General features: G+C 60.6%; 13 protein-coding genes. 10 read left to right on the top strand and 3 right to left on the bottom strand.

All coding sequences use genetic code 11. From position 1 onward, the window contains the following. Positions 1-187, top strand: a 187-nt coding sequence (locus BGC09_RS20340; RefSeq protein ID WP_218104124.1) for a VWA-like domain-containing protein, incomplete at its 5' end; no start/stop codon positions are given. A gap of 92 nt (positions 188-279) precedes the next feature. Here the strand turns inward: BGC09_RS20340 and BGC09_RS20335 are convergent. Further along, the gene (locus tag BGC09_RS20335; RefSeq protein ID WP_218104123.1) at positions 280-1,482 is read right to left on the bottom strand and encodes a cytochrome P450; all 1,203 of its coding nucleotides are present in this window, start codon (positions 1,480-1,482) and stop codon (positions 280-282) included. A 5-nt stretch (positions 1,483-1,487) separates the two neighbouring features. After that, entirely contained in the window at positions 1,488-2,129 is a 642-nt protein-coding gene (locus BGC09_RS20330) for a TetR/AcrR family transcriptional regulator (protein WP_069806039.1), read from the bottom strand. Between the two features lie 341 nt (positions 2,130-2,470). Here BGC09_RS20330 and BGC09_RS20325 point away from each other — a divergent pair, with 341 nt between their 5' ends. The 4 genes from BGC09_RS20325 to metH all read left to right on the top strand — a co-directional run bounded on the left by BGC09_RS20325 (position 2,471) and on the right by metH (position 10,630). Next, positions 2,471-2,911, top strand: coding sequence for a YbjQ family protein (locus BGC09_RS20325; RefSeq protein WP_069806038.1), 441 nt, complete (start codon positions 2,471-2,473; stop codon positions 2,909-2,911). 268 nt (positions 2,912-3,179) lie between these two features. Then, complete coding sequence (locus tag BGC09_RS20320) at positions 3,180-4,394, top strand: aminotransferase class V-fold PLP-dependent enzyme (RefSeq protein ID WP_069806037.1); 1,215 nt, start codon at positions 3,180-3,182, stop codon at positions 4,392-4,394. 191 nt (positions 4,395-4,585) lie between these two features. Further along, entirely contained in the window at positions 4,586-6,544 is a 1,959-nt protein-coding gene (locus BGC09_RS20315; protein WP_069806036.1) for a serine/threonine-protein kinase, read from the top strand. 471 nt (positions 6,545-7,015) lie between these two features. Further along, positions 7,016-10,630, top strand: a complete 3,615-nt coding sequence (gene metH, locus BGC09_RS20310) for a methionine synthase (protein WP_069806035.1) — start codon at positions 7,016-7,018, stop codon at positions 10,628-10,630. A gap of 294 nt (positions 10,631-10,924) precedes the next feature. Here metH and BGC09_RS20305 read toward each other — a convergent pair whose 3' ends face one another. Further along, complete coding sequence (locus tag BGC09_RS20305) at positions 10,925-11,113, bottom strand: hypothetical protein (RefSeq protein WP_069806034.1); 189 nt, start codon at positions 11,111-11,113, stop codon at positions 10,925-10,927. An 813-nt stretch (positions 11,114-11,926) separates the two neighbouring features. On the opposite strand from BGC09_RS20305, the gene cysS reads away from it, so the two are divergent. The 5 genes from cysS to BGC09_RS23170 form a co-directional block, all read left to right on the top strand. Then, the gene (gene cysS / locus BGC09_RS20300; protein WP_084659177.1) at positions 11,927-13,357 is read left to right on the top strand and encodes a cysteine--tRNA ligase; all 1,431 of its coding nucleotides are present in this window, start codon (positions 11,927-11,929) and stop codon (positions 13,355-13,357) included. Between the two features lie 615 nt (positions 13,358-13,972). After that, on the top strand, positions 13,973-16,420 hold the full coding sequence (locus BGC09_RS20295) for a penicillin acylase family protein (protein WP_069806033.1): 2,448 nt from the start codon (positions 13,973-13,975) through the stop codon (positions 16,418-16,420). A gap of 161 nt (positions 16,421-16,581) precedes the next feature. Further along, the gene (locus BGC09_RS20290; RefSeq protein ID WP_369695709.1) at positions 16,582-17,154 is read left to right on the top strand and encodes a Clp protease N-terminal domain-containing protein; all 573 of its coding nucleotides are present in this window, start codon (positions 16,582-16,584) and stop codon (positions 17,152-17,154) included. 305 nt (positions 17,155-17,459) lie between these two features. Continuing rightward, the gene (locus tag BGC09_RS20285; RefSeq protein WP_069806040.1) at positions 17,460-18,389 is read left to right on the top strand and encodes a DNA adenine methylase; all 930 of its coding nucleotides are present in this window, start codon (positions 17,460-17,462) and stop codon (positions 18,387-18,389) included. Next, the coding region (locus BGC09_RS23170; RefSeq protein ID WP_218104125.1) for a hypothetical protein at positions 18,290-19,114 on the top strand (825 nt) is incomplete at its 3' end. The genes BGC09_RS20285 and BGC09_RS23170, both read left to right, overlap by 100 nt.

Below are 19,114 nucleotides of genomic sequence, written 5' to 3'. Positions count from 1 at the left end.
GCGCGTCCAGGCTGAGCACGAGCCCTGGCAGAACGCCGTCTGTGTCTACCTGACGGACGGCTTCGGTGTCTTTCCCAAGGAGCCGCCCACGCTGCCTGTGCTGTGGGTTGTGACAGGCCACCATCTTGAGCGGGAGAACTTTCCCTTTGGCGAAGTGATCGAGCTAGTGCCTGATGAGGGAAGCTGAGCGGCTTCCGCCCTTTTCCTTTCTTGTCTTGAGGTGTCAAAGCGGAAGCCGCCCGGGGAAGAGGCCCCTGCCGGCACGGGCCGGCGCTCTGTCTAGCGCTGGCTGCTGGTGGTCGCTGCCTCAAATGCGATCGGCAAGGAACGGATTACGAAGACCAGGCCCCGATTGACCATGATTGGAATACCTGGGACACGTTCCAGTCTGCCCAGACGTTGCAGCATCAACGGCAGGGCAATCTTGGCCTCCAGACGCGCCAGCGGTGCCCCGACACAGTAATGGATACCATGACCGAAGGCCAGATGTCGGTTGGGACTGCGCTCGATCAGGAAGCGATCCGGCTCTGGGAACTGAGCCGGGTCACGATTGGCCGAGGCTGTCCAGACGAGCACGCTTTGCCCGGGCGGAATACGCTGCCCGCCAAGCTCAACCTCGGTCGTTGTGCGCCGCAACAGGAACCAGACGGGGGGCAGGAAGCGCAGCACCTCTTCGATGGCCGCCGGCATGAGCTCTGACTGGCGACGCAACCGCTCCATGACCTCGGGGTAATCCGTGAAGCAGACGATGGCATTGGCGATCAGGTTCTTGGTGGTCTCCTGACCAGCGGCGAGCAACAGGATACAGAAGCTCAACAGCTCATTCTGACTGAGTTTCTGCCCATCGACTTCGGCCTGACAGAGCGCGCTGATCAGGTCCTCCCGCGGCGCCCGTCGGCGCTCGGCAATCAGGTCTGTGAAGTACTCCTCCATCTCTTGCCGCATCGTTCGCCCGGCCAGACGCCGCGCCGGCGGCGAGGAGGGGTCTGCCTGCGCCCAGCGCTGGAAAATATCCCAGTCTTGATCAGGGACCCCGAGCAGCTCGGCAATGACCTTGGCTGGCAAGGGGAAAGCGATGTCAGACACAACATCGAGCTCTCCTTTGGCAAGCACTGCGTCCAGCAGCTCTTGCGTGATCTGCGTAATGCGATCCGCGAGCCGCGCCACGGCTCGCGGCGTGAAGGCCTGATTGACCAGGCTGCGCAGCTTGCGATGCTCCGGCGGATCTTTGGCTAGCAGCGTTCCCTCAAAAAAAGCTCCAACGTCCTCAAAGGCATTGGAAGAAAAGCGCGCGTAGTCGGTGAGGACATTCAGTACATCATCGTACCGGAAGACCTGCCAGATGCCTGTGCCTTCGTGAAAGAAAACCGGATGCGCCTCACGCATGGCAGCGAACCAGGCAAAGGAGCGCTCGGTATCTTCCAGGGCCTGTTGCCCGAAGAGCATGGGGGCCGTTGCGCGCAAACCGGGTTGTGATTGCATTGCTGCTATATCCTTTCCTCTGCAGACGTGTCGCTGGCAATACCGTCAAAGAAAATCTGCGCAACCTGCTCCACGAGGCTCTCAGGAGAGAGTTGCTCGCGTTCAAGCACTGACTGGTACTTGTTGAAGAGTAGCAGGTGCATAAATGTCTGTAGCAGCAGCTCGGTCGAGAGCGTGCCACGGAACTCGCCACCGCGCTGACCTTGCTCCAGCAAGGTACGAATAGCGGCGCTGATCTGTTCCAGGCGGGGACCAAGACGCTCTTTGAGCGTCTGACGAAGGTCTCCGCCATAGGTGAGCAGCTGTAAGAGACGCGCGTGCAGGCCGCTGCGTTCCAGATAGACGTACTCCAGAATGCGCCTGAGCCTGCCACGCGCTGTGCTGGCAGCGCCTTGGGCCTGAGCGACGGCGCGGGCAAACTGCTCCAGGTGGCGCTCAAAAAGCGCGGTGATCAGTTCGTCTTTGCCACCAGGAAAGTGTTGATAGAGCGTGCCCTTGGCGACCCCACAGCGGGCCGCTATCTCATCCATCGTCGTCTCGTGATAGCCTCGCTCCTCGAAAACTTCCTCCGCTACATTGAGAATCAGCTCAGTGCGTACTTCGCGCAGCCGCTCTTTTAAGCGCTGCCGCCCCATCTCACTCGCCATCGGCTTACTCCTCCTTGCTCATGGTTGCTGCTGCCCCCTTTTTCTCAGACCAATGGGGAAGGTCCCTCGCCGCGCGTCACGCTCTCTCCAACGACATTGAACTTTCCAGTCATATTTTAGACGTATGAGTCAAGCTGAGCCAGACGTAGATCAAATAGGAGCCGTAAGGCCAGCTCTTGAAAGCGTCTGGCGCTCGCCGAATGGTTGACATTCCAGAGGCGATTGCCTATCCTGGAAAGGCGACAAGCCGCCTGTCGGCGAGCGTGGCACGGCAGTGCGCAGCGACAGCAAGCAAGACTACAAGAAGCGGCCAGGTAAGACCACAGCGAAAGAGAGGTCCTATGGGCGAACCACGAACAGCGATGGATGTCCGACCGGGCTACCGGGGCCGGGCGTTTACCTCCGATCTCAGCGGGCAGGAATTCTGGCTGGTTGTCGACAAGGGCTTTCAGCCCCTGGGTTTGGTGATGGGCAACTGCATTTACTCAATGGGTGCTATTCGCAACTGGCTGGCGGGGATTAAGTCCCACTTCCAGGGAGAGCTGAAGGAATACACCCAGCTGATGTATCAGGCGCGCGAGCTGGCGTTGAGCCGGATGCAGTTTGAGGCCGATCAGCTGGGGGCCGATGGCGTGATTGGCGTCGACATCCAGGTCCAGTACCTGCATAACGGCGAATGGATGGAGGTGACGGCCATTGGCACCGCTGTACGCTGGGTCGGCAGTGGTCCCAACATGCCGCCCACCGGTCAGGGTCGGGTCGTGATCCCTGTCGGGGAGTAAACCAGTCGTCCCCCGTGATTGAGGCTCCTGGCGCTGCCAGCTCCAGCGGTGGCTGCACGAAATCGCTCGTTCGCCGCTGGGCGGCTGCGCGGCGCCAGGCTCCTTCTTGCCTGGTGTGGCCAGCACAGGGGCAGGTCCAGGCTCTCCTTGAGCTAGCAAGCCAGATCCGAATCAGGCAAGACGGAAGCGCTAAGGGTTCGATCTGCATCTGCAAGACGTGAGCAGCCAGCCGCCCAGCTAACCGGGACCGAGAACGGAGCAGGATAATATGGAACGGCAGACACGGGCCTTTGATCTGGCTCAGGTACGCGCGGAGACGCCAGGATGCACAGAGGTGCTTCACTTCAATAATGCTGGGGCCGCCTTGATGCCTCAGCCTGTCTTAGAGGCTGTGAGCGCTCATCTCCAGCGTGAGGCCCACTACGGCGGCTACGAAGCCGCCGAGGAGGCACGCGAGGCGATCGCTCACGTCTACGAGGCAGTAGCCTCGCTGCTCGGCTGCCAGCCAGACGAGGTAGCCCTGGTGGAGAACGCTACCCGCGCCTGGGATATGGCTTTCTACGCCATTCCGTTTAGACCGGGCGATCGTATTCTGACCGGCATGGCCGAATATGCCAGCAACTATCTGGCTTTCTTGCAGATGAGGCGCCGCTCCGGTGTCCGCGTTGAGGTGATCCCTGACGATGAGTACGGCCAAATCTCTGTGAGCGCCCTGCGCCAGGCCATCGATGAGCGCGTCCGTGTGATTGCTTTGACGCACGTGCCGACGAATAATGGCCTGGTCAATCCCGCGGCTGAGGTGGGACGGATCGCGCGGGAGGCCGGCGTGCTCTATCTGTTGGATGCGACGCAATCGGTCGGCCAGATGCCACTGGATGTGCGCGCGCTCAGTTGCGATATCCTGGCAGGTACAGGACGCAAGTTCTTGCGTGGTCCGCGTGGTACAGGATTCTTGTATGTGCGTCAGGAGGTGTTAGAGCAATTGGAGCCGCCGCTCATCGATCTACACGCCGCCAGTTGGACAGCGCCCGACCAGTATGCCTTGCGTCCCGACGCGCGCCGCTTTGAGTGCTGGGAGGCAAGTATTGCCAATCGTCTGGGCCTGGGGGCAGCTATCGATTATTTCCTGCAATGGGATCAGCAACGGCTCTGGCGCCGTATTCGCGATCTCGCCTATCTGCTGCGTACACGTCTCACTCCGCTGCCAGGGGTCATTGTCCATGATCGGGGCGTGGTTCAGGGCGGCATTGTGACCTTCACGGTGGAGGGTTGGGAGGCCGAGACGCTTCGCCAGGCGCTGCGCCGCCAGCGCATCAATGTCTCGGTGGTCTCTCAGCAGGCCGCGCTACTGGATATGCAGGCCCACGGCCTCCAGACGCTGGTGCGCGCTTCGGTGCATTACTATAATTCCGAGGAGGAGGTCGAGCGTTTCGCCCGGACGCTGGAGGATTTGCTGGCAGATACCGCTAGCTCGCTGGGCTGAGCTGCCCTGTCCTCTGCTCATTTCCTGGCGCCAGGCTCCCTTTTCTGCGGCCCTCCCGTCTTCCGTTCTCACTATTGCACAAGAGGCCACAAAAAGCATCAACATATACCATCTTGACTATCCGCTTGACATGTTCTTCGCCCATTTTCTAGAATCCTCCAACAAGAGGACTCGCAAGGAAGAAGGGGGAGATGACGGCGGTGGCCAAAGTAGGCACCTTGCGAGGGGAGAAGAGCGCTATGGTCAGTCGAATCGATCAGCGGCTTGGAGGCTATCGGCTGGTGCGCCTGCTGGGCCAGGGCCATATGACGCGCGTCTACTTGGGGGAGCACGTGCGCACGGGGGCCCAGGCGGCGCTCAAAGTGGTTGAGGCGCAGCTCTCCAGTCAGGAGCTGGCCGAGCTGCTGATCCGCGCGCAGATTTTAACACGGCTGGAGCATCCACACATTGTGCGCGTCTTCGATTTTGGAGCGGAGGATGGGCTGCCGTTCATTGTGATGGCCTATGCCCCACATGGAACACTGCGCGAGCGGCATCCACGCGGTACTCCTCTGCCTCTGCCCACGGTGGTTTCTTACGTGCGCCAGGTGGCTGCGGCCTTGCAGTATATCCACAGCTATAAGCTCATCCATCGTGATATTAAACCCCACAATATGCTGCTGGGACCCGACAACCAGGTCTGGCTGAGCGATTTCGATATTGCAACGGTGGCGCGCAGCGCAGGCTACCGCCGCGAGAAGCTGCAGGGTTTCGAGGGAACGGTTCCTTACGCGGCTCCGGAGCAGCTACGCGGACGCCCCCGGCTGGCCAGCGATCAGTATGCCCTGGGGGTCGTGGTCTATGAGTGGCTGACGGGCGATTGGCCTTTCGTGGGCACCACCCAGGAGATTGCCCTGCAGCATCAGATTACTCCTCCGCCATCGCTGCGCGAACGCGCTCCGACGGTTCCACCGTCAGTAGAACAGGTGGTAATGCGCGCTTTGGCGAAGGACCCAAATGAGCGCTTTCCTTCGGTGGAGGAGTTCGCCCGTGAGTTGGAACGGGCCAGTCGTCAGGAGCGCCTCCCGCTTTCTCCTCTGCCTCGCTCGCAGTTTAAATCGCCGCTGCCTTTTGCCCCGGCTGCTGCTCAATTAGCGGCAGCACCATCCGGCGAGTCGTCGCCCTCATCCGTGGTGACCACACCTCGCCTGGTGTATCGTGGCCACAGTGCCCGGGTGGCCTCGCTGGCCTGGGCCAGCCACGGGCGCTATCTGGCTTCCAGCAGTCAGGATGAGAGCGTCCAGATTTGGGATAGTCACACCGGGGAAACGCTGCTGATACAGCGTGGCCTCTCCCTGGAGGCGCCTGTTATCGCCTGGTCACCCGATGGGCGTTATTTGGCCATGACCGATGGACTGCTGTCCGAGGTGGTCCAGCTGCTCGCTGTCCTGCCCCAGGATGCCCGTGCAGCCCGACTGCAGTCACCCGCCGGCGCACGCTACGAGGGCCTCAGCGAGCGTATCCTGGCAGTGGCCTGGTCGCCCGATGGGAGGTACCTGGCCGCCGCCGGCGAGGAACGGATCGTCCTGGTCTGGGAGATTGCCACCCGCCGCATCGTCTGCACCTACCGCGGCCACCACGGAAGTATTGCCGCTCTAGCCTGGTCACCCGATAGTCGTCAGCTTGCCTCTGGAGGCGAGGATCGCACGGTCCATGTCTGGGAGCCAACGGCAAGCACCGGGGGCAACATTCGCATTTATTATGGCCACCATGATAAGGTGAACGCGGTGGTCTGGTCGCCCAATGGGCGCTTTGTGGCCTCCGCCAGCGATGATCAATCAGTCCAGATCTGGGAGGCCCGCGACCCACGTGGGATCGACGGCGGGCGCGAACCGCTCTGCTACTACGGCCATAATGGCGGCGTGACCTGCGTGGCCTGGTCGCCCGATGGCCACCTGATCGCTTCCGGCAGCGTCGATGAGCAGGTCCATGTCTGGCGGCCCACCGGCGAGGGCACGCTGCCAACTCCGCTCTTAAGCTATCGTGGTCACAGCGATTGGGTGAGCACGCTGGCCTGGTCGCCCGCTGGCGAGGCCATCGCTTCCGGCTCATGGGATGGTACCGTGCAGATTTGGGAGCCTTTCCGCCAGAAGGCCACGGCTACGAATTGAGTGAGGGAGAGAGGGCGCTATCTGACCACCTCTCCCTCATGTGTACGCGATCTTCGCTCCCTGCCCCCGCTTCCCGGCAATCGTGGAGCGGCCCAGTCCAGCCCCACAGGACCAGGGACGGCAGACCGCTCCCTCCCGCACCACCTGGGGACCGATTTCAACTCAGCTTGAATCGAGAAACGTGCTATAATAGAACAACCCGGTCAGCGTCGCGTCAGCGACTTGCGATATCGGCGCTTCTTCTTGCTTATTCCAGAGAGCCTGTTTGCTGCTGACCACCGCGCCCAAGGCCATTGACTTCGGGGCTACTTACCTCGCTCCGAGCGATGCGCTAGGTCACATACGACCCGACAACTGACTCCGGCTGCAGCTAAGCAGCCAGCGCTGAGCATCTTGCATCGCTTGCCTGTCTGCCTGCCTGACCGGAGGAGGAATACAAGTAAGAGCGTAGAGGAGGCAAGCGGTCTGCTTATGAGCCGCTTTCTGGAGGCCCTGGCACAGCGCGTCTTGATTTTCGATGGTGCTATGGGCAGCACAATTCAGACCTATCAGCTGACTGCCGCCGACTACGGTGGACCTGCTACCGAGGGCTGCAACGAGTATTTAGTGCTGACGCGACCGGAGGTGATCGAGGAGATCCATGTGGGCTTTCTGGAAGCGGGCTGCGATGTATTGGAGACCAATTCGTTCACGGCCAGTCGCCTGAAGCTTAATGAGTATGGCCTTGGGGAGCGCACCCGCGAGATTAACCTGGCCGCCGCACGCCTGGCCCGCCGGTTAGCCGACCGCTACAGTAGGCCCGACTGGCCACGCTTCGTGGCGGGTTCGATTGGCCCCACTGGCATGCTGCCATCCTCAGACGATCCGGTGTTGAGCAATATCACCTATCAGCAGCTGGTGACGGTCTTCCAGGAGCAGGCCGCCGCTTTGTTGGAGGGCGGCGTCGACGTGCTCTTGATCGAGACCAGCCAGGATCTGTTGGAGGTGCGCGCGGCTGTGACGGGCCTGCGCCGCGCGATGGAGCAAACCGGGCGACATGTGCCGATTCAGGCCCAGGTTTCACTCGATACCAGCGGGCGCATGCTGCTCGGCACGGATATCGCCGCTGTGATGGCGACCCTGGTCGGGCTGCGGGTGCAGGTCATTGGCCTCAACTGCTCGACCGGCCCTGAGCATATGCGCGAACCGGTGCGTTACCTGGCGGAACACTGCCCGTTGCCAATTTCAACGATCCCTAACGCCGGGATTCCCCTGAACGTTGGCGGCAAAGCCGTCTATCCGCTCGCCCCCGAGGCAATGGCAGCCGCCCTGCGCGAGTTTATTACCGACTTCGGCGTCAATATCGTGGGGGGCTGCTGCGGTAGCTCTCATGCCCACCTGCAGGCCATCGTGCAAGCCTGCCGGACGGCACCGCGTCGCCCGCGTCCGGCAGCCGACGAGGTGCTCCAGCGACGCAGCTTTGCCACCGTCTCGCTCCCTCTGGTAGCCAGCGGCATGCGCGCAACCAATCTGCGACAGGACCCGCCACCACTGTTGATCGGCGAGCGCGTCAATAGCCAGGGGAGCCGCAAGGCCAAGGAGGCCCTGCTGCGCGATGACTACGATGCGCTGCTGGCCATTGCCCGCGAACAGGTTGAGGGTGGCGCACACGCCCTGGATGTCTGCGTGGCCCTCACGGAGCGCAGCGATGAGGCCGTGCAGATGGCCCAGACCATCAAGAAGCTTTCCCAGAGCATCGAGGTACCGCTCTTCATCGATTCGACGGAGCCAGCGGTCATTCAGGCGGCGTTAGAGGTCTACCCGGGCCGGGCCGTTATCAATTCGATAAACATGGAGAATGGGCGCGAGCGTATTGAGCGGGTGGTGCCCCTGGCCCGCGAACATGGGGCGGCAGTAGTGGCGTTGACCATCGATGAGGCCGGTATGGCCAGAAGCGCTGAGCGCAAGCTGGAGGTGGCTCGCCGCATCTATGAAATTTGCGTCGAGGAGTATGGGCTGGCGCCCAAGGCGCTGCTCTTCGATCCCCTGACCTTTCCTATCACGACGGGCCAGGAGGACCTGCGCACAGCCGCTATCGAGACCCTGGAGGCTCTGCGCCGGATCAAGGCCGAGCTGCCCGGCGCTCTGACGCTCTTGGGTGTGAGCAACGTCTCCTTCGGCCTAAAGCCGCCAGCTCGCGCCGTGCTCAACAGCGTTTTTCTCTACCACGCCGTTCGCGCCGGCCTGGACGCCGCCATCGTGAATCCCGCCCATATCAAACCTTATGCGGAGATTCCCGAGGAGCAGCGCCGCCTGGCCGAGGATCTGATCTACAACCGTCCTGAAGCGCTGCCACGCTATATTGCCTATTTTGAGGAGTATGCTCAACCTGAAACAGGAGCGGAGATACGGAGCGATCCTACGGAGGGCTTGAGTACCGATGAGCGCATCCACTGGCAGATTTTGCATCGACGCAAGGAGGGCATCGAGGAGCTGATCACCCAGGCCATCCAGGAGCGCTGCGCGGCCTCTGCCTCCGGCTTGAAAGCCAGCGAGGCCGCTGTCCAGGTGCTCAACGGGGTGCTCTTGCCAGCGATGAAGGAGGTCGGTGATCGCTTCGGCGCCGGCGAGCTGATTCTGCCCTTCGTCCTGCAGTCTGCCGAGGTCATGAAGCGGGCCGTGGCCCATTTGGAGGGCTATCTTGAGCGCAAAGAGGGCTATACCAAGGGACGAGTTGTGCTGGCCACCGTCTTCGGGGATGTCCACGACATCGGCAAAAACCTGGTCAATACGATCCTAAGCAATAACGGCTATACGGTCTACGATCTGGGCAAGCAGGTTCCGCTCAATACGATCCTCGACAAGGCCGTCGAGGTCAATGCCGACGCCATCGGCCTCTCGGCCCTGCTGGTCAGCACTTCGAAGCAGATGCCGCTCTGCGTTCAGGAGCTGCACCGCCGCGGCCTGCGCTATCCGGTGATCGTAGGCGGAGCCGCCATTAATCGCGCCTATGGCCGCCGCATCCTCTTTGTCGAGGAGACGGACGGCACCACGCGCGAGAAAGGGCACCTGGTTCCTTACGAGCCAGGGGTCTTTTATGCCCGCGATGCCTTCGAGGGCCTGGAGATTATGGATCGCCTGACCGGTGATCCCCACGAGCGCGAGGCCTTCGTGGAGCGTATTAAGCAGGAAGCCCTCCGCGAGCTGCAAAAGCAGCAGCAACAGCAGCAGACCGCCCCCACTAGCGGGTCCGCGACACAGGACGAGCAGCCGTCGACCAGCATCAAGCCCGCTCCCTCCATCCCTAAGCCGCCTTTCTGGGGACCGCGCGTACTGGAGCGCATCGGCCTGGAGGACATTGCCGCCTGCCTGGATGAGAATACGCTCTTCCGCCTGCATTGGGGCGGTAAGGCACACGGAGACGACTTCGCACGTCTGGTGACGCAGGAGTTTCGCCCGCGCCTGGAGCGCATGCTACGCGAGGCCAGGCAACAGCGCTATCTGCAGCCGCGCGTCATCTATGGCTACTATCCCTGCCAGTCGCAGGGCAATAGCCTGATCATCTATGATCCGCAGTCGCTTACGGAGGATGGCCAGGCCCTGCGCGAGCTGGCTCGCTTCCGCTTCCCACGCCAGCGCGAGCGCGAACGGCTCTGTCTGGCCGACTATTTTGCCTCGACGGCCAGCGGCCTCATCGACGTCGTAGCGCTGCAGGTGGTCACTGTAGGCCCCGGGCCTTCGGAGCTGGTTCACCAGCTTCAGCAGGAGGGACGCTATGCGGAGGCCTACTTTCTTCATGGGTTATCGGTCCAGATGGCAGAGGCATTGGCCGAGTATGCCAATCAACACATCCGGCGTGAGCTGGGCTTGAGAGAGCACGAAGGACGAGGCAGACGCTATAGCTGGGGCTATCCTGCGATTCCCGACCTGGAGGATCACCGCGTCTTATTCACCCTGCTGCCGGTTCAGAGGAGTATCGGGGTCGAGCTGACCGCCGGTTATCAGCTGGTGCCGGAGCAGTCAACGGCTGCCATCGTGGTCCATCATCCCCAGGCCGTTTACTTCGCGGTGCGAGAGCCATCCCCAGGCACCGCCGGCAACCAGTGAGCATTCAGGTCGCTGCAGCCTGCGAAGACCAGACCGCCGCGGCCCAGGTCCAGAGCTGGAGGGCCCTGGCTTTGGACGGCCAGCACGCTCCGCTCTCGGCCTCGCCGCGGCGATTGCTCTTCCGAAGGTGTCTGTGATAGGATGTGCTGGGCAGAGCTCGCAGAGGGTTGGTGCGCTCTTCCTGCCATCAGCACAGCTGACCAGGGAGCTAACGTCACTGGCTCAGGCAAGCGATCAGCGCTCCTCTGAGCCGGTGCCCATGCTCACCTGCAGTGGCGGGCAGCGAGAGACGAGCTACTGCCCCGCTTCTTCACCGCCGACTTGCGATTCCTCCCCTTCCTCTTCTTCAGGATCAGTATCCTCGGGCGAGGTGCCGGGCTTCCAGCGGCTCTCTCCACCATTGTCATCATCATAAGGACCCGGCCCATCATAGGGGAAGAACCGCCAGGTGCGCCGCTTAGACTGTTCTCGACCGTACAGCATAGATTCTCTCCTTTCTTTCTTTCTTGCTTATTTGTTTGCCTGAGACCGGCTGGCTGGTTGACTGGCTGACTGGCTGACTGGCTGGCCGGCTCACTACCGATTTCGAGATTGTCTTTATAATCCCGAAATCTTAGCTATATCAGAACACTGCTAATATAGCTACTATAGATTGATATCTCCCGCCGCATCGGCCTGGCAAGAGCGAGCCAGGGGTTGAACATAGCAGAGAAAGCACGGCAGGAGATTGCCGCCCCTGGAGGGCAGCCCGCAGAAAGACCGCTATCAGCCTGGACAAGGGGAGGCCAGCGCTGCCAGCTCTGTCCCTGCCTGCGGCTTTGGCCTTCTACCCTGTAGACGGAACTGGGGGCGCAAACCGAAAAAAATGATGGACAATGGCCGCAGAGTGGAAAAAACCCGGCAATTTCTGTGTGGGACTATACCAGCGCCTGAGAGTATGCTATACTAGCGAAGACGGACCTTCCTTGACCGTCACACATCGGTGGCTCCCTCCCGGCTGACACGCAGACTGGCCTCCGCGCAAGCGCTCGCTATCGCGACCTGTCCCCAGGCGCGAGCGCAGATCAGTTGAGGCCCGACAAGACGAGAGACACAGGGCAGAGAAATCAAAGGACTGAAGGTGCTATGGGCATAATGGCGGCTATACCACGAGCTGCAACACACTTCTGTACCCACGCTGTTTCTGACCGCAACACGTGCAATTAGCGTACTGCTTGTCTGTCTGCTTCCCTGACCCTCGGCTCCATTTGGGTACAGTTCTATGAGCATTTCTGCACATTAGGAGAGAAGAGCACAATGAGCAGCATATCGGCCAGGCCGATTGTGCTTTATAATACACTCGGTCGAGAGAAACAGCGTTTTGAGCCGCTGCATCCGCCAAAGGTGGGCATCTATAGCTGCGGTCCCACCGTTTATCGTGACATCCACATCGGCAACTTTCGCACGTTCCTGATGACCGACTGGCTTCGCCGCATGCTCGAATACAACGGCTACGAGGTGCTGCTGGTGCGCAACATCACGGATGTAGGCCATTTGCAGAACGACGTTGAGGAGAGCGGCGAGGATAAGATTGAGCATGAGGCGCGCCGGACGGGTCGCTCAGCCTATGAGATTGCCGCCTACTATACACGCCGCTACGAAGAGGACGCTGCCGAGCTGAACATTCTGCCGCCCCACATTGCGCCCAAGGCAACCGAGCACATCTCTGAGATGCAGGAGATGGTCGCCAGGCTCATCGAGAAGGGGCTGGCTTACGTGACCAAGGAAGGCAACGTCTACTACGATGTGAGTCGCTTCCCGGACTACGGCAAGCTCTCCGGCAATACCTTAGAGCAGCTGCGGGCCGGTGGGCACGGACGCGAACAGATGGAGGTGGCCGATGACAAGGAGTCTCCCGAGGACTTTGCGCTCTGGAAGCATGGCAGTCCCAGGCGTCAGATGAACTGGGATAGCCCTTGGGGCCTTGGTTTCCCTGGCTGGCATATCGAGTGCTCGGCCATGTCCGTCAAGTACCTCGGCGAACAGTTCGATATCCACACGGGCGCGGTCGATCTGATCTTTCCCCATCACGAGGATGAGATCGCGCAGAGCCAGGGCGTCAGCGGCAAGCCGCCAGTGCGCTATTGGGTCCACGGCGAGTTTCTGGATTTCGGCAACGCCAAGATGGCCCGTTCGAAGGGCAATGTGGTGCTGCTCTCAACGCTGAAGGAGCGCGGCATTGAGCCGCTGGCTCTGCGCTATCTGCTGTTGACCGCGCACTATCGCTCAAAGATCAACTTCACTGATGAGTCGATTGCGGCGGCGCAGAACGGCTTGAACAACCTGCGCGAGACGCTGGCAGAGCTGCCCGCCGACGGCGCGGGGGCGACAGGTCCCTGGTCCGAGGAGGCTCAGCGTCTGCGGGACGCCTTCCACGAGGCAATTAACGATAATCTGGAGTTGCCCACAGCTCTCAATCTGGCCCACCGCGCGCTTCGTAATCAGCGCATTCCGCCCGCCGAGCGGCGTCGCTTGCTACTGGACTTTGACCGCGTGCTCGGCCTACGCCTGGAGACGGTGGCTCCGCGCCAGCCGCGCTCCATCCCCGAGGAGGTGCTGGCTCTGGTGCGCGAGCGCGAGGCGGCCCGCGCCGCCCGCGATTGGCAACGCTCGGATGCCTTACGCGAGCAAATCAAAGCCTATGGCTTCGAGGTGCGCGATACAGCTCACGGCACCGAGCTGATCTAGCCAGGCTTGCCGGCGAACAGCCTCAGCCCGGCCAGGCCCGGCCCGATGTTGCTGGTAGGAACTGCTCACGGCTGCATGCCCACCTGCTCAGCCTTCTGACTGTGGCCTGGTCATTTGCCACCTGTCGCGCGCCTTGCAGTGGCGTTGAACAGACGTGGTTCCGCCAGAAGGCAAGCGACGGCTTTCGCTGGCGCCAGAGCGGATTGCTAGCGCGGCGACCATGCTTTGTGGCCAGAGCCGACTGCGAGAGCCTGCCGTCTGCTCCACTGACAACGTATAATATGCCTGGATGATCCAGGTTGTCTGCTAGTAAGAGCGGGAGGGAGCCAGGATCAGCCTGGTGTTCTTCCCGCTGTTCTTCTGCTTTTCCTCGCTCGCTTGCTCATACCGAACAGATGGGCAAGCGCCGATGGTTGAAGTATCAGTCGGATCAGATTTCAGAATAGAGCGACTCGCCGGCTTCTGACCTATCCCAGTTGCTTGCGCAAGTGGGGCAGTGTGACCTGACGGCTAGACGAGCGGTCGCTTGCGCAAGCGACAAGCCAGGAGCAGGCCAGGGATTGTGCAAGCTGGCTCAGCGAGTCGGATCATACGTACGCAAAGGAGGCGAGACTCATGGCATCCTGGTGGCAAAAGACGCTGATGGCCGCTGCCGGTCTGGCAGGCGCAGTTGGCGGTGCCTACTATTTCTTTGTGCGTCGCCCTGTTCCCTCGCCCAAGGGTGTCCGGCGCCTGCCTGGTTTACATGAAGAGGTCGAGGTTATTACTGACCGCTATGGTGTGCCCCATATCTATGCTCGCAACGAGGATGATCTCTTCTTTGCTCAGGGCTACGTCCATGCCCAGCAGCGTCTCTGGCAGATGGATTTCAATCGTCGTCTGGGTTCAGGCCGGCTCTCGGAGATCGTGGGGGAGGTTACGCTGGACCTCGATCGTTTCTGTCGGCGCCTGGGCCTGCATCGCGCTGCTGCCAGCGATGTGGCCCGTCTCTCGGCCCATCATCGCCGCATCTTGGAGGCCTACGCCGCCGGCGTGAATGCCTTGATCGAGCATCATACGCTCCCGGTGGAGTTCACGCTCTTGCGCTATCGGCCCGAACCCTGGCAGCCTGCCGATAGCCTGCTCTGGGCTAAGATGATGGGCTGGAACCTGAGCGGCAACTGGGAGAGCGAGCTGATTCGGGCACGCATTGTGGCCCGTTCCGGAGCGGAGCGAGCGGCGAAACTGGAGGCCGGCTACGATCCTGGGCATCCTCTGATTATCCCGCCCGGGGCCGAGTACGGCGGCGTCAATCCGGGTCTGCTGGAGCCATATGAGCAGGTGAAGCTGCTGAGCGGCTTCGGCCCACTGGGGGCCAGCAATAACTGGGTGGTGGATGGTAGCAAAACGGTGACCGGTGCGCCCATTCTCTGCAATGATCCGCATCTGGCGCAGGGTGCTCCTTCGATTTGGTTCGAGTGCCATCTCGTGGCTGGCGATATCGATGTGATCGGGGCTTCGTTCCCAGGCACGCCCGGCATCGTCATCGGCCACAATCGCCATATTGCCTGGGGTCTGACGAACGCCATTTCCGATGTTCAGGACCTCTACATCGAGAAGTTTGATCCGCAGCATCCGTACCGCTATGAGTTCCGGGGCCAGTGGGAGGAGGCCCAGGTGATCCGCGAGGAGATCCGCGTGAAGGGACGCCAGGAGCCGGTTGTTGAGGAGGTGGTGGTGACGCGCCACGGGCCTATTCTGACAACCTTGTCCACCGGGCAGGGACAAGCCAGCGAGGGAGACGGCGCTACGCCCTCAGAGGTGCCGCTGGCTCTGCGCTGGACCGGTTTTGAGTCCTCTCGCATTATTGCGGCGGTGGAGAAGCTGAACCGCGCAACCTGCTGGGAGGAGTTCCTGGAGGCGATGCGCGATTGGGATGTGCCCCCTCAGAATGTGGTCTATGCGGACCGCGAGGGCAATATTGGCTACATTATGGCGGGTCTGATTCCTGTCCGTAGCCATCGTCAGACACTCTTGCCTTCACCAGGCTGGACCGGTGAGTATGAGTGGACGGGCTTTATCCCCTTTGAGGAGTTGCCGCGCCTCTTTAATCCGCCCGAGCATTTGATTGTGACGGCCAATAACCGCGTGGTGAAGGACGACTATCCTTACTACATCACTCACGAGTGGCTGAATGGTTATCGCGCTCAGCGCATCCGCGATCTGCTGCTGAGTAAGGAGCGGCTGTCGCTGGCAGATATGGCGCGCATCCAGTCGGATCAATATGCGTTGCCAGCGCGTGAGATTGTACCTCATGTGCTGGAGACGGTTAGCCCGGCGAATGCTCTGGAGGAGACGGCGCTGCAGACGCTGCGCGATTGGGATTATGTGCTCTCGCCCGAGAGCGCGGGGGCAGCGATCTATGAGACGTTCTTGCAGAAGCTGGAGCGTATCGTTTTCGCTGCGGTCATCGGCGACGATGAGCAGTTGCTCTATCAGTACCTGGGTGTCGGTTCGACGCTGCTGGCAATTCTCAACGGTTATGCCAGTCGGAGCAAGCCGTTGCTGATCCGCTTGCTGAAGGAGCGTGACGATCGCTGGTTTGCGGAGTCAGCTATTCCTAATGGGCCGCACTCCTGGCATGCGGCTATCTCAGCGGCCTGGTCGGCGGCGATCGCCGAGCTGCTGGAGAAGTTGGGGCCGGATGTGGCGCGCTGGCAGTATGGGGCGATTCACCGCCTGACCTATCAGCATCCGCTGGGAAATGTCAAGCCGCTCGATAAGTTGTTCAACCGTGGCCCCTATCCAGCAGGCGGCGATATCGATACGGTCTTTATGGGCGCGGTGGTGCCCAATCAGCCGGAGCAGGTGGTGATTGTGCCTTCGTATCGCCAGATTGTGAACCTGGCCGATCTGCATGCCTCGCTTTCCGGCCATGCGCCCGGGCAGTCGGGCCATCCCGGCAGCCGTCACTATAGCGACTTTGTGCGCCCCTGGCTGCGCACGGAGCATCATCCGATGCTCTTCGAGCGCCAGACGATCGAGGCCAATATGGAGGGCCGCCTGCTCTTGCAACCACGCTAGTCCGGTCGCTCCCCCGCGAGTCAGACAAGTCGTGGAGCAGCCTTTCAGGACCAGCATGGGGCGGGCCCCCCATCACTCTTAGAGGGCAGGCTACAGCAATTTGGCTGCCGCCTGCCCTCTACGCCGGCTTGCTGGTTGCTGCCTCCTGCCTCTGAAAGGAGATCCCTCCCCTGGCCGAACCGCGGGAGCGTGACCTGGGACTCGGCTTCTCCAGAGAAGCCTACTTCTGCCTGAGAGCAGCACTAGAGGCTGCCAGCCAACGGGGTCACGCTGTGCTCACTCCTTTCCACCTCCTGCTCGGTTTCTGCGCGTCGAAGACGTGGGACCTCTACCTGTTCCCAGCCGGCCCTTCCAGCGCTCTGATCGCCCCCACTGTCGAAAGCCTGCTGGAGCAGGAAAGCTCTGCCCTGCAGCTGCAGTGGCAGCTCGACCCAGCCCTGCAGGAGGCCCTCGCCTCTGCCAGAGAAGAGGCCCACGAGCGTGGCTATCCCATCGGGGGGATCGAGACCTTCCTTGTCCCCGATGCCGCCCTGCAGCGCATTTTCGCTCTCGCCAAAGACGAGGCCCGCCAGCACAGCGCACAGCACATCAGTCTCGGCCCCCTGCTGCTCGGCCTGCTGCGCGTCGCCGATGAAGGTCTCCTGCCGCCCTCCTTGCAGCAGTTGCTGACCCGCTTCGGCCTCTCCTATGCCGTCGTGCGCTCCTCCCTCTCCGAGGAGACTTTCTCTCTCTAGGGCCACCAGCCACCTTGCTCTGCTCCACAAGGCCAGCCAAGGAGATACAGACAGACCCTGGCTATCTTCGCCCTCTATCCGGACCCAGAGAGCACAAGGAGTCAGGGTCTCACCCGGCACCGTTGGATCGCTTGCCAGAAGCTGCGCAGGGACAAGCCTATCGCTGCAGAGACTCTTGCAAAGCCCAGGCAACTGGTCTATACTGCCTAATTGACAGTATTCGCTGCCACGGCTTTAGCCGCGCGGGAATCCAAAGCGGCGGATCAAAGGTACTCTTCTATTTCAAGCGCATTGAGGTTGCTGGCATGGAACACGAAGGGAAAAGAAGACTGATCGCTTTTGGCTGGTACGGGGGGAAATTTAATCATCTCAATTGGCTCTTACCATTGCTGCCCAAGACCACACACTACTGCGAACCTTTTGGCGGCTCTGCTGCCGTCCTGCTCAACCGCGAGCCATCACCGGTAGAGACCTACAATGACCTCGACAGCGAGGTTGTCAATTTCTTCCGCGTCTTGCGCGAGCAGAAAGAGGCCCTGATCGAGGCCATTGGCCTGACGCCCTTCTCGCGCGAGGAATTCGAACGCGCCTGCAGCGAAGCGTCGGAAGGCCTCTCAGATCTGGAGCGAGCCCGACGCTTTTTCATCCGCGCCCGCCAGGTACGCACCGGGCTGGCGCAGTCCGCCAGCGCCGGACGCTGGGCGCACTGCATCCTGACCAGCCGCGCCGGGATGGCAGGGGCCGTTTCACGCTGGCTGGGCAGCGTCGAGGGACTGGCCGAAATTGCCCAACGCTTGCTGCGCGTGCAAATTGAACATGCCCCTGCGATCGATGTCATCGAGCGCTACGACAGCGAGGAAACCCTTTTCTACTGCGACCCTCCCTATCCACACGATGCTCGTGGGGACGCCAATGCCTATGCTCATGAAATGAGCGACGATGATCATCGCCGTCTGGCAGAGGTACTGCACAGTGTGAAAGGCAAGGTCGCCCTCTCTGGCTACCACTGCGATCTCCTTGATCATCTTTATCGCGATTGGAGATGCATAGAGGCACCAGTAAAGCTCTGCCATTCGAAGAAGACTCCCAGGCAAGAAGTATTGTGGGTGAATTATGACATCATGGAAGCAACATCATGGAAAGAAACAATGCAGCAGGAGAGCGACGAGATCCTCCAGCCATCCTTGATCGAGCTTTCGAGCGCGCTCACACTCAGCTTCATCAACCCCAGCTGAGTGATCCTCTCAATCTTCAGAAAATTAGCTATATTTGTCGCTCTGTATCAAATCGTGCTTGTGCTCGTTTTCTGTTAGCTTGTTGTCTCGCAAAAGCCTATAATCATTCATGGGATATAAGAAAACCTTATACAGAAATCAGAAGTCCAGATTCCTACCCAGGTCGTACATACGATGAGCGCTATATTACTCCTTTTATCATTCAGCATAACCTTCCATGTAACATGACAACGGCCTTTCTCACACCAGCATTCAGGAATAGAAATGTTCCCCTGACTCCGGGTCTCGTAATGGTAGGGCGTCCCGAACGACTCTATCAAGCGACTTTAGAGGTGCTCTCAGATATCCAAGCAAACAAACTCACAGCTGAAGATGTCCTTGCTGAGGTCACAAGACAGCTCTTGCTTCTTCGAGAAGAGCAGCTGCTACGGACAGAAGGTATCTTGAACCAGTTGAGGACCAGTGAGGGAGTCACTCTTTCGGCTGAAACTATCGTGGCGCTCATCGAGCAGCACTTGAAATGTCCTAACTCCAGTCGTCTTCCTGTCCTCCTAGTTGCAGCTGCCTATAAGGCAGCCGAGGAACATCTCAAAGAACACGTCCTTCCTCTGACCCCTCACAACGCAGCAGATAGGAGAACAGGAGCGCTCGGTGATCTGCAAATTTGCTTGCTTGGCGACAGCCGGATCACTACGGTCTACGAAATGAAAACACGGCGCGTTACT

The sequence above is a fragment of the Thermogemmatispora onikobensis genome, from assembly GCF_001748285.1.
Taxonomy (GTDB): Bacteria; Chloroflexota; Ktedonobacteria; order Ktedonobacterales; family Ktedonobacteraceae; genus Thermogemmatispora; species Thermogemmatispora onikobensis.
This window is presented reverse-complemented; position numbering and strand designations above follow the sequence as displayed.